This window comes from Armatimonas sp. (assembly GCF_964826245.1).
In genome coordinates this window covers 1-13,886 of record NZ_CBAYMC010000111.1, presented here as the reverse complement: position 1 = coordinate 13,886, position 13,886 = coordinate 1, and the positions used below count along the sequence as shown (strand labels likewise).

Sequence of the window (13,886 nt, the reverse complement as noted above, 5' to 3'; positions counted from 1 at the left end):
TGGGGGTAGATCATCGCAGTTTCGCTTTCCGTCCATCACGGTAGAGGAAGAGGAGCGTAGCAAGAGCGGCCAGAAAGTTTGAAATCATTGTCATTTTTTGTTATACTATTCCCTGAGGTAGGGTTAACCTTCGCCTACAGAACGGTTGAGAAAGGGCATTTCTGACAAAAAGTGAAAAATCTCACAGTGATCCTGACAACAGCCGTTTGTGGCATAACACCCCAAGATCGTCATTATGACCGCTGCGGCATAACTCTCCCCACGAGGGAGCAAACACAGCTGCGGCAGAAACACTAGTTCGGCGATGGAGGGCAGTCCGGTGGATGTCGTGATCGTAGCGTTCGAGGAGTTCACTGACGTGGACGTGTTCTTCATGTGGGATCTGCTCAAGCGGGTCCGGGCCCCCGGGTGGTCCGTCCGTGTCCTCGGCGACCGGCCTCAGCACACGTCCAGCACCGGCCTGCCCGTCCCGATCCACGGCCCGCTGTCGGACGCCAACGCCGCTGACATTGTCCTGTTCACCAGCGGCCCCGGCACCCGCGCTAAGTGCCGGGACGCCGCGTGGCTGGCCCAGTTCCGGCTCGACCCGTCTCGCCAACTTATCGGGTCGATGTGCTCGGGGGCACTCATCCTAGCTGCGCTTGGCCTGCTGGACGGAAAGCCAGCCACCACCTACCCGACGGCCAAGGGGGTGCTGGAGGGGTTTGGTGTGGAGGTGATCGAACGACCGTTCGTCTCCGAGGGGAACATCGCCACGGCGGCCGGCTGCCTGGCGGTTCAGTATCTGGTGGGTTGGGTAATCGAGCGGGCGGTCGGGCCGGAGGCGCGAGCGGACGTTCTCCGCTCGGTGCAGCCAGTCGGCGAGGGCCTGTCGTTTGCCGAGACCGAGCGGGTGCAGGCGATCTACGCAGGGACAAAGAACGCCGAACCCGGTGCTGCAGCGGACGGCCCCAAAGCGGGCCGCCGCTGATCTATGCCGTTAAGCTGCGCAAAATAGCACGGTGCCCTGCACATCGAAATCGCGCTCATTGTCCCCAAAACTTCAATCATTGTTCGACGTATTAGATTCTCAAGAAAGACCACAATGAAGTCATACGTAAATCAGACCACATTTATCACGGGCGGTGGATCAGGTATAGGTCGCGCCTTGGCAAAAGCTTTGATCGCACGCGGCGCAAAGGTTTGCGTCGCGGATATTAACTTTGCAGCAGCGCAATCTGTTGCGAATGAATGCGGCGCAAATGCGAAGGCGGTATCAGTGGATGTGCGTGACGCAACAGCGCTGAAAGGCTGCATCGAAGCTTTTGCGAACGAACATGGCCGACTAGACTATGTCTTCAACAACGCGGGAATTGCCGTCGCGGGGGAGGCTGACGAGATTCCGTTGCCCGCTTGGCAGCGCATCGTGGATATCAATCTGTATGGCGTGCTGCATGGTGTATTGGCGGCATATCCAATCATGCTCAAGCAAGGCTCAGGTCATATCATAAACACCGCTTCGCTGGCGGGTCTGGGACCGATGCCCCTGCTGGCCCCATATGCGTTAACCAAGCACGCCGTGGTTGGATTGAGCACCAGCCTGCGTATCGAGGCGGCCGCGCGCGGTGTGCGGGTGAGCGTTCTATGCCCTGCTGCAATCGAAACCCCGATTCTGGACAGCGAAAACCCTGGCGACTTCAAGATCGGCTGGGCTCCTGATGCGCGTCGATTCCTTACGGCGTTGGCCGGCCCCCCTTACTCTGTTGAGAAATGCGCACAGGAAACGCTTGCCGCCGTCGATAGGAACAAGAGCGTGATCGTGCTACCGGGTCGTGCCAGACTTGCGTGGCGTCTTGGCAGGCTGTTCCCGACTTTGGTGGAAGTGGTCGGCCAGCGCGCTGTTACTGCTGAGAGAAACACCCGCGCTTGATGGAAAGCCAAGCCGAGCGCAGCCTAACCCTTTGTTGCTGCGGACGGGACGCCAGCTCCGTCTCGCCACATAGAATTGCAGCGTACGGATCGAATTGGCTGGCTACGTGCTGCTGTGTTGGGCGCGAACGATGGCATCGTATCAACCGCAAGCTTGGTCGTCGGCGTAGCAGCGGCTGGCGCATGAGGACATGGGGGTAGATCATCGCAGTTTCACTTTCCGTCCATCACGGTAGAGGAAGAGGAGCGCAGCAAGAGCGTCCAGAAAGTTTAAAATCTTGTCATTTTCTTGGTATACTGTTCCCTGTAGAGATAGGGAGTAACCTTCGCCTACAGAACGGTTGAGAAAGGGCATTTCTGACAAAAAGTGAAAAATCTCACAGTAAGCCTGACAACAGCTGTTTGCGGCACAACACACCAAAATCGTCATTATGACCACGGCGGCAGAAATACTAGTTAGGTGGCTCCATGAAGACTCCTCGCAATCTTGAACTCGAAGTAGGGCCAGGCCGGATTCTCCGAAGGTTCACGGAGCAAGAAACCCGGAAGCTTCTCGACGAGTGGGTTTCGATATACGCAAAGAATGCTCAAGGAGCCAACATCGAGGCATTCCTCTGGCATACGTTTAGCTCAGGCGCATTCCCGTCCGTTTGCCAGCGAGAGGCTGAACTTCGCTACGCCGAACAAGTCGCATCGGAGGTCGTCGTGATGTCGAACGATGGGGTGTCGGCGCTGCTGACTGACTCGTTGCCGACTCAATGCAACGTGTTGGACTACCTCGTTTTCCCGATTAACCTTGCATGGTCGATGGCATTCACTCATGAAGATGGTTGGTTGGGACCTTACTTCGCAAAGCATGCAAGATATGATTATCTGGTTACCGAAAACATTAGGCGTAGTCGCGATACGCAGCGCAAGGCACTTGAGGCCGAGCGTGCTAAGCGTGAGGGTTGGCGTTGATAACGCCACCTAATTATTCGCTCAAGCGGACAGATCCATACCTCCATCAGAATAACCATACTAAAAATGCCAAACCCCGAATTCATCGTTGCCAATGTCGCCTCGCATAGGGCCGAGCTTATTCAGCTCAATGTTGAGTACTTATCGTGGGTTTTCACGGAGATCGAGAGCCTGTTTGGCGTGCCGGTGAATGAGGTCGTTGGGATGCCCATCCGCGATTACGTCCCCGGCGTTATTGACAAAGTCTGCGGTGATCCGCCGCCCAAGGGCATCTTCTATCTCGTCATGGCAGAGAACCAGCTCGCGGGAATGGGCGGACTTCGCCTTCTTCGCCCGGAGGTTGCCGAGCTCAAGCGCATTTATATCCGGCCTGAGTTTCGCGGCAGGAAGCTGGGAGAGCTTACCCTACAACGCCTGCTCGACGATGCACGGGCGTTCGGCTACAAGAGCGTGTGCCTTGATACGGGCATCTTTATGACATCCGCGCACCGTCTCTATGAGGCCAGTGGGTTCACCGACTGCGCCGCCTATGAAGGCGTCGAAGTGCCCACCGAGTTTCATAGCCGCTGGCGCTTTATGGAGCGGGTGCTTACATGAAAAATAGGGAGTGCATTATCGAGCAGTACCGTGGCGGGAAGTCGGTGCACGGGAGAGCGACCTCCAGCTCATTCGCTTTGTCTACGGCAATCGACTTTCTTTCCCTCTAAGCTGGAATAAGCACGACACCGTGTAGTCGCTAGCCTACTCTTGGCGGTGATGCGGTAAAATCCAACGGAGGATTTTAAGAACTATGTCTGGCCATAGCAAGTGGCATAATATTCGGTTGCGTAAGGGCAAGCAAGACGCGGTGCGCGGCAAGCTCTTTACCAAGCTGGCAAAAGAGATCATTATCGCGGCCAAGGGCGGCGGCAACCCGGACACCAATATCCGGCTACGCATGGCGGTTCAGACCGCCAAGCAAGCGTCGGTGCCTGCGGATACGATCAAGCGAGCGATCCAGCGGGGAACCGGTGAGCTCGATGGCGGCAACTTAGACGAGCGCACCTTCGAGGGCTACGGCCCCGGCGGGGTTGCGATTATTGTTGAGTCGCTCACGGACAATATCAACCGGACATTCCCAGAGCTTCGGAGCGCGTTTGCCAAGAACGGCGGGCGTATCGGGGACTCGGGGAGCGTGGCGTATATGTTTGAGCGTAAGGGCATTCTGATGATTGACCCGGGCGTGACAACCGAAGAGACGCTGATGGAGATCGCGATTGAGGCGGGTGCGGAAGATGTCCAGCCCACCGACGACGGCGGCTTTGAGATCACCACAGGCTTCACGGACTTTGCCACGGTGCGCGACGCCTTAGATGCGGCCAAGATCGCCACGTCGTCGGCGGAGATCCAGCAGATCCCCACCACGATGGCCGAGCTGGATGTGGCGGAGCAGAAGAAAGTCCTCAAGCTTTTAGATGCGCTCGAAGACAATGACGACGTGCAAAACGTCTACCACAACCTAGAGCTCAGCGAAGAAGCTCTCGAAGACTAAACCCTTCTGGCACAGAGGAGGTTTTACCTGCTCTGTGCCGCTCTTGCGGGGCCTAGATAGAGGCTATTGAAGAGAAACTTGAAGGTGCCGTGGGGCTGAGCGCGGTTTGCGACCTCGGGGCCTAGCAGAAAAAGCGAGCCTTGTCCGACACTCGCCTCCGCAATCGTGGTTCCGCCTTTTAAGTAGTCTTGTCCCCACGCCCACCCGGAGCGCAGCGGCTCCGCCGAGTCGAACCAGGCGATGGGCTTGACCATAGAAGTGGAGTCGGTGAGCGCGAAGACCGGAGAGTTATCAAAGGCAACATCCACCTGCGCAGAAACTCCGTGGGCGAGCGGCTGCGTGTTGTCCACCGCCACCCGCAGAACCGAGCCAGGAACATAGAACTTTGCCTGCTCCAGCGGCTTCTGAGTCCCTTTCTCAACCAGATAGTTGCGCACCGGGAGCCCCAAGTGCTGCGCCAGAACCGTCGAGCTTCCGATCGTCACCACCGTTCCTCCCGCTTCCAGAAACGCCTTGAGCTGCGGCACGGTCTTGCCCACACTCACAGAGCCAAGCCAGGGCTGAAACTCCGCGGGAATGTTGGCGGAGCGTGCTGAAGGCAGAGCCGCTCGCCCTGCCGTCTCGCGAGTGGGGATGGCACCGTCCACAAAGACCAGCACATCGAACTTCTCTTTTAAGTTTCCCGCATCCAGCTCCTGGGCATAGACCACCTGGAACGGGAACTCGAACTGCTCGAAGAGCCAGCGTGTCCAGCCTGAGGGCATCGAGCCCCCGTAGCGATCCCACAGCCCGATTCTTAGCGGCTTGAGTGGCAGAGCCTTAGTCTCGGGAACGGTTTCGACGCCTGCGAAGTCCACCCCCCGCTCTATCGCCGCCTTTGCCACGATCTCTTGCGTCTTAGGCGTGTTGGCGATAAACCACTTGCCACCCTCCAGCTGCCAGTGCACCTCGCCGCCCGCTTTCAGAACGCGATTGATCACCAAAAACGCATCGTTGACCGCATGATCCACGAGCCAGCCCGCCTTCCCTGGCGTGAGCTTGCCAGGGATGACGCTCGCCTTTCCTGAAATCACCTCTAGCGGGGCCGTGAAGTCATCGAGAACCCGGTCGAATTGGACGCCCATCTGGTAGGCCAGTGTGTACCCGGCATTATCGTAGGGTGGCTTGGGCGGGCCACCGGGGTAAGGAATGTCATTGGGGTAGTCCTGCGGCTCGAACATGTCCAAGACGTGAGGGCGAAAGGCTTGCGCGGCCTTGACCACAAACGAGTGCGCAGGGTAGGTTTTCTCCCCCACCGTGAATGCCTTGCTTGCCTGGTGAACCGTGATCCCGTTCTGACGGAGTGTGTTGATAAACTTCACCACGGTCGGGAAGTCTGGCTGGTCGGCAGAGAGAATATAGCCACGCGGGTCGCGCAGCTCGGGGGCGCGCAGGGCGGCAAAGCTTGGCTTGGCGCTCTTTTTGACGTCGGCAATGCGCCGCGGGTAGTCCGTCCAGGTGTCGCGGCTGCCTTTGTCAATGGCGTTGCGGCCCATCTTGTAGATATTGTAGAGAAACTGCTCTCGATGGCGCGACGCAATGTCTAGTACCGCCCAGTTTGCAGTGAGGGAGTAGTCGATGGACTGCCGAAAGTGCCAGGTCTGCGGCGTGATGGGAAAGATATAGTCCTCTTGCGGGATTAATTTATCGGGCGTGAAGGCGATCTCCATCGGGGTTGGGCTGCCGATGGTCTCGGTGAGCAGGCCGATCATGTTGTGAAAGTACGTCGTGGTGCGCAGCCCCCCGTTCCACCAGGTCTGGTAGCTTGCCTGCGAGCGCCGCACCGCGCCGGGCTTGTTCTCCAGCACAAAGCGGTTGTGCATCGAGGTGCCCACGAGGTCAATTCCCGTCACCACCAGCGGGTCCACGTTGTGGTTGTGGGGCGCACGAAACGGCGGGGCAAAGAGCACCGTGCCTGCCGGGCCGGTCTGGTGGTGGTTGTAGACAATCTGGGGGAACCACTGCTCGTACTGGACTTTGAGCATGTTCTTTGTCTCGGCCTGGGTGCCCATGTAGAAGTCGCGGTTGTTGTCGTGGCCGATGTACTTTTGGTAGAGACGCGGGATGTCAAAGCTGCGCTTTTTCTCGTCGGGCTCGCGCATGTACCAGTCCGAGACCAGCTCCATGCCATCGGGGTTGGCGTGGACAAGAAGAACAATGCAGTCGTCGAGAAAGCGCTTCACCTCCGGGTCGTTGGAGTGGATGAGCTGGTAGCTCGTCTCGATGAGCTGGTGTGCTCCCAGTATTTCGTTGGCATGGAGTCCCCCGTCAATCCAGACCACTGCTTTTCCGATTGCCGCCAGCTTCTTGGCCTCGGCCTCAGTGAGCCCTTCGGCCCGCGCCAGTCGTGCGGCAATCTCTCGATACGTGGCGAGCTTTTTGTGGTTGGCGGGCGAGGTCACAATTGCCATGAGCTGAGGCCGCCCCTCCGCCGTCTTTCCCATCTCCTGCACCACCATTCGGTCGGACTCTTTATCGAGCTGCTTCCAGTACGCCGCAAACTGCGTGTAGTTGGCGAGCTTGTAGTCATCGCCTATCGAAAACCCAAAGAACGCCTTGGGAGACGTCACTTTTTGTTGCAAAGATGAATTCAGAGGGGCAGTCAGCGCAATCACTGCCAGTAGGGGTATGGACATGCCCTATTGTACGCCAGAGCGCTAGGATTTTGTCGTCACGGGAACCCGGCTTCGTAGCAGCGCTCCCTCGGGCGTTTCCGCCCCATAGAGGCGTGAGGCTAGGGCGTACCAGGCTTTGTTGTCACTATCGAGGTGCGCCACGTGCTCGGCGAGGCCCTCAGCAGCGTGTCGCCACTTGGCTTTGGCGGCGCTGGTGGCGGCATCGAGGTCTGCGGCGTGGGCAAGGCTCTGTGGCCTGCCAAAGGGCTGTCCGGGGAGGCGCTTGAGGGCTTCTAGCAGGGCAGTGTTGCCCCGCGCGGAAACTTTCAGGGCGGCAACGGTCTGCATGGTAAAGCGCTCCAGAGAATGGTTAAATAAAGCCTCACATTGTTCGGATTAAATAATTTAATTCGAACAATGTGGAAGGTGAAAAATTATATGATTCCTGAGAAATTCAATCTTGTCATGTCAGTATTGACATTTATTAATATTTTAAGTTTTTTGTTTTTTGTTTTTTATAGATTTAAGAATTTAAAAATATTTTGTATATTTTGTATATTTTGTATTTTATTTTATTTTCTTAAGATTGATAGTCAAACAAAAAATATTTCAATATTGTGTTTTATGGCATTGCTTATGGGATTTAAATCAAAATATTGAACCCCAGCAGGCTTTTCTGCATAATGTTTTCGATTAGACATGCTTAACTACATTTTTGGTCGTATCTCGTTAAGTTACTGGGTCAGAAGGCAACGCGACAGCATAGCGATGACAACGACCAAGTTCAAGGAAACGATTCAAAATACGACAACTAAGCAAAACCTCAACCGTCTGAGAAAACAGATTCTTTGTACTCACACTATCACCAATCACACTCTTGAAACGAAATATCTCTGACTCAACACGGCTACGCGTGTCAAACCGCGTGTAAAAGTGAACCACTGCGTCGGAGTGCTTTGCCTTTTGCCTACTGTGCAGGAAACTGCCAGGTAGATGGGGAATTTCTTGCCGAGGTTTCCCCATGCGCTCTGCTCTCTGTCTGCTCTGCCTGCTACTCACTCTCACTGCCCGTGCTGCCGAGCTACCGTCGCTCCGTCTCTCGCTGAATGCTGCGCGAACCAAGCTCTCCGTGCAGCTCACAGCAGAGGGCTGGCTCAAGGCTCCTGCAAATGAAGTCGCTCGTCAGGCACTTCAAGAGGCGTTTGGTGCCGCGCCCGAGAACCTGCGGGTCTATCCGCTTCAGGAATGGGACGACGAAGAGTACACCGACGAAGACGAGAGCGAGGGTGCCAAGCCCACCAAACCTGTCAAGCCTCCCAAGGTCACGGGCTTTGCTCTGGTGGCACAGCTTCCTGTCTCCCGCTCTTTGCTGGAAGTGCGCGGCACGCTCGATCCTCGCCCGCTCCAGGCACTCTTTATCGAGAGAAAGCCAGATCCGCTGAGTGTCTCTATCAGCCTCAATAACGCCAATGCGGGGCACGTGCTCTGCCAAGGGCTCTCCGAAAAAGCTCCCCTCTCTCTACCCCGTAGCCGCCGCACTCCCTTCCGTCAGTTTTCGGGAGAGCTTGCTGCCCGTGCCGCCCCGCTGACCTTTGCCGTGGGCTGGGACACCGCCGATCTCGCGCGGGTTCTCGGCCCGCCGTTTCTGCTCTTCTTGGTTCCCGTCATCGCGACCCTGATCTTTCGCCGCCGCGCCCAGATTGCTCTGGAGACGCTCTCTGCCGACGACGCCCGGCGTGCAGTGGCGACGGGTTATCTGCGCCTGCTCAACCACGGCACCCTGCTCTTCTCCCCGATCTGGCTGGGAATGTCCATTGCTCTGCGTCCTGAGCAAGTGTTTGGCTGGTTTCTGGGGCCGCCCAGCCCTGAGTTTGCGTTTGTCCGGGGAATGGGCAGTGTGGCTTTCCCTCTCTTTCTGGTTCAGCTAACCTGCGCCCTGATCTCCCATCCGGTGATCCGCCGCCTCCAGAAAAACGAGACGACCTTCCGAGATGTCTTCGCCGAGACTGGAGGGCAGTACTTGATTCAGTATGTCCCTGCTCTCTGCTTCTTTCTGGCTCTGGGCGCGTTATTTGGGGGAAGCTTTCTCTTTCTTCTGCGTCTCGCCTCGCAGGCACCCGAGCTTCGGGCAGCACTCTGGCGCGATCCGGGTCTGCACCGCGCGATTGGCTGGCTGGTGGCGGGCTTTGTTGCACGGTTCTTGTTGCCCGCGCTGGTGGGCGCACGCGGCATCACGACCGTCGCGCTTCAGAGTGGGCCGCTCTTTGAGGGTGTGCAAGCCCTAGCCCGCCAGATGGGAGTTCCTGTGCGCCAGGTTCTCTACCTCCAGACGGGAAAAGCGCTGGTTGCCAACGCCTTCGCCGCGCACGGCAATATTGTCGCCCTGACCGATCAGCTTGTCGCCTCCCTCACCCGCCGCGAGACCAATGCCGTGATCGCCCACGAGCTCGGGCACCTCAAGCAGAAACACGCCACGATTCTGGGCTGGCTCAACTCCCCACTTGTCTTAATCGGCCTGATGATCTTTCTCGTGCCACGCCTCCCCGACAGTGCCACGCTGGCCTGGCTCTATGTCCCGCTTCTTATTCTGGGGCAGACGTTTCTTCAGCTTGCCTTCTCACGTGGCTGGGAGCGCACCGCCGACAAGCTCGCCGCACAGCTTACCGGCGATCCTCTGGCGCTCTTGACCGGGCTGGCAAAGCTGGCGCGGATCAACGGGAGCCCGGAGAGCTGGACCCGCTGGGACGAGTCACTGCTCACCCACCCCTCCACCCAGCGCCGCGCCGAGAACCTTATCCGCGCCAACCTCATCACCCGCGAAGATGCAGAGCGCGTCTTTGCGCCACAAGCCACCCCAGACGAGGACTACTACCCGGCTCCGCCTCCCTCGCATACTTTTGTCTTCTCCGACCAGTGGCGACTGCGGCGGAACCTGCGAGGGATCCTAGGGATTTTGATTCTCTGTGCCGCAGTCCCTCTGATTGTCGCGGCCATTTTAGAGCGGGTCCATCTCGCCCAGCCTCTTCTTGTGGCGGTGCTGGGAACGGCGGCGGCAGTGGCGCTCTATCCCCTTCTCTTCGTGTTCTTGGGAATCTCCAAAGACGAGATCGCCAAGCTCCGTCAGAGCCTGATCGCACAGGGCAAGCTCACCTCAGACGACACCGCGCACTTTGTTGGGATGACGCCGGGTATCTTGCCGCGAAGCCTCGCCAGCGGGGGCAACTGGGACTATGGCTTCCTGGTGCTGCGGGAAGGCACCCTGCATTTTGTCGGAGAGCGCCGCGAGTTTGCTCTCACCGGTGCCGCGCTCTCGGAGGTCAGCCTCACCTGGCGCGCCGCTGCCGTGCGTGCCGTTTCCGCCGTCGTGCTGCGCTGGGGCCAAGGGGAGCATGCCGCCTGTCGCCTCCAGAGCTACCCACTGAGCACCACGCCCGCTCTAATGGATCACCTCAAGAGCTGGAAGGCACAGACCAATCCCAGCCCCGAGCCCGAGAGCCTGCCTTTCTTTGCCACTCTGGAAGGTCGCACGCCCCGGCAGATGGGCACCGCGCGTGCCATCCTGCCCAATTTCTGGGTACTCGGCCTCATGATCACCGGCATCTGGGCCTTCTCAGGAGTCGCACGCGGCCAGCTCCTGCCGATTCTCACCCCCGTCTGCTTTATCATGGGAGTAGAGTGGCTCAAAAACGCCCGCTTCCCCGAAAAGCAGCTGCTTGACTAGGGAATGACCTACTCTTCGTACTCTTCGTCGGTGAACTCTTCGTCGGCGAGGGCTTGGGAGTCGTCGGTGTCTTCTTTTTGCTGGGAGCGCAGGGCATCGTCTACGAGTGGCGCCAGCGTGGGCATCTCGATCAGGAAGGGCGATGGCCCGAGGGCTTTGGCGTTGTGGTACTGCGGCCACGAGAGGGCGAACTGCTCTTTGGCGCGGGTGATGGCGACATAGGCGATGCGGCGCTCTTCCTCAAGGCTATCTATCAGAAGCTCACCATCAACGTAGCGCAGGCTCCGGTGGTGGGGGAGTAGGTTCATCGCAAAGCCCACCACAAAGACGCAGCGCCACTCCAGGCCCTTCGACTTGTGCACCGTCATCACGTTCACCGCGTCCTGGCCCTTGCCCGCGTCTTTAGCCTTGCGCACCTGCCCGCCTACAAATGTCAGCATGCCCTCCGGCGCGAAGAAGCGCTTGCTCGCCGCGACCAGCTCATCCAGGTTGTCCATGCGACTAGAGCCCTCGCCCTCGTCCTCGCTCTCGCCCTCTTCATTCAAAATGTAGTCGTCGTAGCCGGTGAGCCGCGCCGTGACCAGGCGCGCTTGAGCGGTCTCGCCTGCCTCGTGGATCTCCTTGATCTGCTTACGAAAGTCAAGAATCGCCACTTCCTGCTGGGTGTTGTAGACCCCGTTTTTGAGCATCTCATAGAACGAGCACTTGTTCTTCTCCGCCTGCTCCCCCACTTTTTTCACAAAGCCAGGCCCCAGCGAGCGTGTAGGCCGCCCAAACTTCGTGCTGGCGATATTGAGAATGCGCTTACAGGCCTCGGTGCCCGCCTCGGAGTTCGGGTCCACGGAGAGCTGGAGGTAGGCAAGCAGGTCTTTTATTTCCTTGCGATTGTAAAAACTTGTGCCGCCGGTGATCTGGTAGGGAATGCCCGCATTGATCAGCGCGTCCTCGAAGCAGCGTGAGTAGGCATTGGTGCGGTAGAGCAGCGCAAAGTCGCGAAAGGCCATGTTCGGCTCGGTGCTCATCTGCTCCCGCAGGCGCTCCACCACCCAGAGCGCCTCGGCTTCGGCGTCTAAGTGCTGCGAGAGCCAGGGCTCTTGTGCGGAGAGGCGGGTGGGCTCCATCAAGAGTCGGTAGCGGTCGTCGAGCTCGGCGTGGGCGATGAGCTCGTTGGCAACCGTCACAATGGTTCCCTGCGAGCGGTAGTTGGCGGGCAGGCGGATGATCTCACCGCCGGGGTAGCTGGTCTGAAAGCCCATCACGGTGCGCTTGGGATCACAGCCACGGAAGCCATAGATGCTCTGGCCGACATCGCCCACAATAAACAAGTTCCCGTGCTTCTTAGCCAGCAGGCGAGCAAGCTGCCACTGCACCTCACTCGTGTCCTGGGTCTCGTCCACTAAGATATAGTCGAACTTACTTAGATACTCCGCATTGGCCGCTTTATCGTCACGGATGAGAAAGAGCGCCTCAATGAGAAGATCATCGAAGTCGAGGCGCTTGGCTGGGACTTTCGAGAGGACATCCATCTCCTTCTCTTTGGCTTTTTCGTAGCAGCGCCAGAACTTGGCGACGCTCAGTACCTGCGCTTCTTCCCAGTCTGGGTAGAGGCGGGTCAGAGCACTCTCGGCCTCTTCGCAGCTATGGCCACAGTTCTTCGACGCGGAGACGGCCAGCAGCGCGAGCTTCGGGTCCAGGCGCATGTTCTGCCCAAACGGCGGCTGTGGGAGCGACTTGTAGTGGCTGGTCTTGCCCAGAATCGCTCGGCAGACCCGCTTTTGCCAGTACTCGTCGGCTAGATCAAAACGTCCCTCTTTGCCAAAGCGCTCCGCCCACTCTTTCTTGAGGATGCGCAAGCAGTGCGAGTGAAACGTCCCGATCCAGAGCCCTGCGATCGCCTCTTCCCCGAGGAGCTTTGCCAGGCGCTCGGCCATGTCATCAGCGGCGCGGCGGGTAAATGTCGCCACCAGAATCTTCTCCGGCGGCACGCCCTCGGCGATGAGGCGTGCAATGCGCCGAATGAGAACCGTCGTCTTGCCAGACCCCGCTCCCGCCAGCACCAGCGCCGCGCCTCGCGTGTGCAAAAACGCCTGTAGCTGCTGCTCGTTCAGGCCAGCAGCAAGGTCAGCAACATCAATGGATTTCGGGGTAGGCGTGGGTGTCGGGAAGTCAGACATGGGCAGTTCATCCTACCGTAAGCCCCACCCGTTTGCCAGCAAGTTTGCCTAGATTTCAGCTTTGTAGACTCTCGCGGCCAGCAAGGCGCTTTTTACGGCGGCGACCCACTCTGCGTCTTCAAAGTCGGTCGCTTCAGCTTCGGCGTAGTTTTTTGCGCCGTCGTAGGGCTGGTTACGATTGCCGAAAAGCTCCTCTACGAGGTTCTCTGGCACGCCCTTGACCTTGAGATACAGCCGTCCCTCACCGATAATCGCCGCGAAGCTCTCGTTGAGATAGACGCCCCACTCTCCAAACATGGGCTTGGCACGCACGGCCCCGAGCTTTTCCAGGCGGACGAGATAGCTCTCGACGATTGCTTTACCTGTCATTTTCCCTTAAAAACCCAGATATAGGTGCTATTCAGGGGCTGCTGGGCCAGCCCCTGAGTTAAGTTTCGCCTCGCTTACTTGGGGCTGTCCGAGCGGAACGGCCCGGCGGGGAGGCCCTCTTTGTTCCAGAGGTTGGTGATAGGGAAGTTGATAAAGGCGTAGCGGACGGCCTTGGGCAAGGGCACTTGGGCGCAGGTGACGACTACTTTATCGCTGCCCTCGATCACGGCATCGGCGGGGTAGAACGTGCCGTCATCGCCCGCAAGCTGGAAGCCGACAACTTTCCCTGTCTCCACCGCGACGCCATTCGAGTCCGCAGGAGCGGCCATGAGACCGCTCCCCGTGTTGGCGAACGTGACGGTCGCTTTTGCCCCGGCAAAAGCAGCGGCCTTAAAAGTCGGCCCCTGCGCCACCAGAGATTTCTCTTTGTAGACATCGCGGCGTGCCAGAAGTGCGAGGCGCTCCCCGACGGGCTGCTTTTTCTTGGGGTGAATGTCTTTCTCTTCCCCCACATCGGTGATGACGGCCATCCCGACATTGCGGAGCCGCTGCGTGGCGAGGGTCTGGGC

Annotated in this window: 9 protein-coding genes and 3 pseudogenes; 7 read left to right on the top strand and 5 right to left on the bottom strand. The window is 58.5% G+C overall.

Annotated elements, in window-relative coordinates; translation table 11 throughout:
- The first annotated feature begins 304 nt into the window (after positions 1 to 304).
- From AC1XOS_RS12000 to AC1XOS_RS11975, 6 genes and pseudogenes are all read left to right on the top strand, one after another.
- On the top strand, positions 305 to 970 hold the full coding sequence (locus AC1XOS_RS12000) for a DJ-1/PfpI family protein (RefSeq protein WP_481962455.1): 666 nt from the start codon (positions 305 to 307) through the stop codon (positions 968 to 970).
- A gap of 114 nt (positions 971 to 1,084) precedes the next feature.
- A pseudogene (locus tag AC1XOS_RS11995) lies at positions 1,085 to 1,654 on the top strand (SDR family oxidoreductase); the annotation flags it as partial.
- A gap of 324 nt (positions 1,655 to 1,978) precedes the next feature.
- Positions 1,979 to 2,092: pseudogene (locus AC1XOS_RS11990) on the top strand (VIT1/CCC1 transporter family protein); the annotation flags it as partial.
- Positions 2,093 to 2,376: 284 nt separating this feature from the next.
- Positions 2,377 to 2,868, top strand: coding sequence for a DUF4275 family protein (locus tag AC1XOS_RS11985; protein ID WP_481962454.1), 492 nt, complete (start codon positions 2,377 to 2,379; stop codon positions 2,866 to 2,868).
- A 66-nt stretch (positions 2,869 to 2,934) separates the two neighbouring features.
- Positions 2,935 to 3,465, top strand: a complete 531-nt coding sequence (locus AC1XOS_RS11980) for a GNAT family N-acetyltransferase (protein WP_481962453.1) — start codon at positions 2,935 to 2,937, stop codon at positions 3,463 to 3,465.
- A 193-nt stretch (positions 3,466 to 3,658) separates the two neighbouring features.
- Entirely contained in the window at positions 3,659 to 4,399 is a 741-nt protein-coding gene (locus tag AC1XOS_RS11975) for a YebC/PmpR family DNA-binding transcriptional regulator (RefSeq protein ID WP_481962452.1), read from the top strand.
- A gap of 23 nt (positions 4,400 to 4,422) precedes the next feature.
- On the opposite strand, the gene AC1XOS_RS11970 is transcribed toward AC1XOS_RS11975, so the two are convergent.
- Entirely contained in the window at positions 4,423 to 7,074 is a 2,652-nt protein-coding gene (locus tag AC1XOS_RS11970; protein ID WP_481962451.1) for a M14 family metallopeptidase, read from the bottom strand.
- Positions 7,075 to 7,095: 21 nt separating this feature from the next.
- Complete coding sequence (locus tag AC1XOS_RS11965) at positions 7,096 to 7,401, bottom strand: hypothetical protein (RefSeq protein ID WP_481962450.1); 306 nt, start codon at positions 7,399 to 7,401, stop codon at positions 7,096 to 7,098.
- Between the two features lie 673 nt (positions 7,402 to 8,074).
- Here AC1XOS_RS11965 and AC1XOS_RS11960 point away from each other — a divergent pair.
- Positions 8,075 to 10,774 carry a M48 family metallopeptidase gene (locus AC1XOS_RS11960; RefSeq protein ID WP_481962449.1) on the top strand — a complete coding sequence of 900 codons (2,700 nt, stop codon included), beginning with the start codon at positions 8,075 to 8,077 and terminating at the stop codon, positions 10,772 to 10,774.
- 8 nt (positions 10,775 to 10,782) lie between these two features.
- On the opposite strand, the gene AC1XOS_RS11955 is transcribed toward AC1XOS_RS11960, so the two are convergent.
- From AC1XOS_RS11955 to AC1XOS_RS11945, 3 genes and pseudogenes are all read right to left on the bottom strand, one after another.
- Positions 10,783 to 12,948, bottom strand: a complete 2,166-nt coding sequence (locus AC1XOS_RS11955) for an ATP-dependent helicase (protein WP_481962448.1) — start codon at positions 12,946 to 12,948, stop codon at positions 10,783 to 10,785.
- Between the two features lie 48 nt (positions 12,949 to 12,996).
- Positions 12,997 to 13,317, bottom strand: coding sequence for a TfoX/Sxy family protein (locus AC1XOS_RS11950; protein ID WP_481962447.1), 321 nt, complete (start codon positions 13,315 to 13,317; stop codon positions 12,997 to 12,999).
- A 74-nt stretch (positions 13,318 to 13,391) separates the two neighbouring features.
- Positions 13,392 to 13,886, bottom strand: a pseudogene (locus AC1XOS_RS11945) (peptidase); the annotation flags it as partial.